The 1,915-nt window shown below is 71.4% G+C and carries 2 protein-coding genes; one reads left to right on the top strand and one right to left on the bottom strand.

Annotated features, from left to right (window positions below; genetic code table 11):
- Positions 1 to 814, bottom strand: an 814-nt coding sequence (locus ACWJ6R_RS35530) for a CHAP domain-containing protein (RefSeq protein ID WP_449066412.1), incomplete at its 3' end; no start/stop codon positions are given.
- Positions 815 to 1,196: 382 nt separating this feature from the next.
- On the opposite strand from ACWJ6R_RS35530, the gene ACWJ6R_RS35525 reads away from it, so the two are divergent.
- The coding region (locus tag ACWJ6R_RS35525; protein WP_449066411.1) for a PaaI family thioesterase at positions 1,197 to 1,915 on the top strand (719 nt) is incomplete at its 3' end.

The following is a 1,915-nucleotide window of genomic DNA, read 5'->3' as shown; positions in this document are numbered from 1 at the left end:
CGGCGGCCGGGGCGGCGGACGCGACCGGGGCGGCGGTCACGGCGGTCGGGCCGGAGACGGCGGTCTCCTTGGGGGCCGCGACCTTCACGGGAGCCTTCGCCGAACCGGTCTCCGCGCCGCTCTTCGGGGCGGTCTTCCGGGCGGGCGCGGCGGCCTGCGCCTTCTGGGCGGGCTCCGCAGCGGCCTGGGCGGGCTTCTCGGGCGCGGCGGCCTCCAGCCCGAAGGGGAGGGGGACCGGGGCGGGGATGACGGAGAACAGGCTGGTCTGGGGCGCCAGGAAGACGGAGTTGCCCCCCGACACGTCGGCGGAGGTGTTGACCGCCTGCTTCTCGGCGGCCTCCTTGTCCAGCCGGGCCTTGATCTTCTCCGGGTAGCCGTAGCCGACGACCTTGCTGGTGTCGCGCTCCTTGCGCTTGGCGACGCCGCCGTCGATGTTGCCCTCGATGGTGTGGATGGTCCCGCCGTCCACCCGGGTGACGATCCCGACGTGGTCGATATGGCTGATCTTGTTCGTGCCGGTCCAGTCGAAGAAGACGATGGCGCCGGGCTTGGGGGTGGTGCCCCAGGCGTCCTGCTCCTTGAACCACTGGGCGTGGTACACGGTGTAGGCGAACTGGCCGATCCAGTCCTCGTAGCCGAGCTTCTTGGCCGCCCACGACAGGTACATGTCGCACCAGGGGGCGTTGGCGAAGTCCTCGTCGATGTCGACGGTGCTGCCGTACCAGTCGCCGAACTTGGTGTAGCCGCTGCTCTTCTCGGCGTATCCGAGCTGGCTCTCGAGCAGCTCGATGAACTTTTCGATCTCAGGTGTCATATGGAAGTGGGGAACCCTCCGCAAGCCCACGGGGGCATGGTCGCGCCGCCCCGCGACCGGGCTTACGGGAGGTCAGGTCGGACGATGGCGCGTTCACGCGCGCACCTCAGGGGAGAGGAGCGGGGTGCGTGTGGCGGCACCATTGGTCAGTGGTCTTCCGTGACGAGGGAGGCTACCCGCAGATAAAGAGAGGTCAAGACCGCCCCAAGCGGACATCAAGCCCTCCGAGGCACTCTGAGGGGCGGAAAGCCCGACGTCAGACGGCTTTTGGGGATTTCTGTCGGTAAAACGGTCCAACGAAAAAATCTACGGATCCCGGGCGTGGCGACGTCCGGCCGGAGGCCAGAACCAGATTCTGTAGAACGTGTTCTAATATGCTGTCATGACGATCGACGTCGCTTCCACGGAGGACGCCGAGGCCCGCCTCGCCGCCCTGGTCGAACTCAGCCGCCGGGCCCGCGCCCTGGCCGACGCGGTCGTGCTGACGGACGTCCCGGAAGGGGAGATCACCGCCGTCGCCGCAGAGCTGGCCGCCCTCACCGAGCGGCTGGGCGCACTGCGGCGCGCCTCCCCCCGGTCGTTCGAGCTCGGCCCCGGGGGCGTCCCCAGGAACGTGGGCAACGCGGTCACCGGCTCGGCCAACCCGCACGCCCTCCCGCTGGTCGTCCGGGTCACCCCGGAGCGCACGGTCCGCGCCGAGCTGAGCTTCCGGCCGGTCCACGGGGGCCCGCCCGCCTCGGTGCACGGCGGCGTCAGCGCGATGATCCTCGACCACCTGCTGGGCGAGGCCGCGGCGGCGGCCGGTTTCCCCGGCATGACCGGGACCCTGACCCTGCGCTACCGCAGGCCGGTGCCGTACGGCGAGCCGCTGGTCGCCACCGCGGAGCACACGCGGTCGGAGGGGCGCAAGACCTGGGTCGAGGGCCGCATCGCCCTCCCGGACGGCACCCCGCTGGTCGAGGCGGACGGGCTGTTCGTGACCCCCGCAGGGTGGCTCGGCCCGGGACGGGACGAGGAGGCCGGGTCAAGGCCGGGTCAAGCGCCGGCAGGGGGGGCGGTAGGACCCGGCGGCGGGCCCATGCGCCCCGGCCGGGGCCGTCG

The organism is Planomonospora algeriensis, from assembly GCF_977012225.1.
This window is presented reverse-complemented; position numbering and strand designations above follow the sequence as displayed.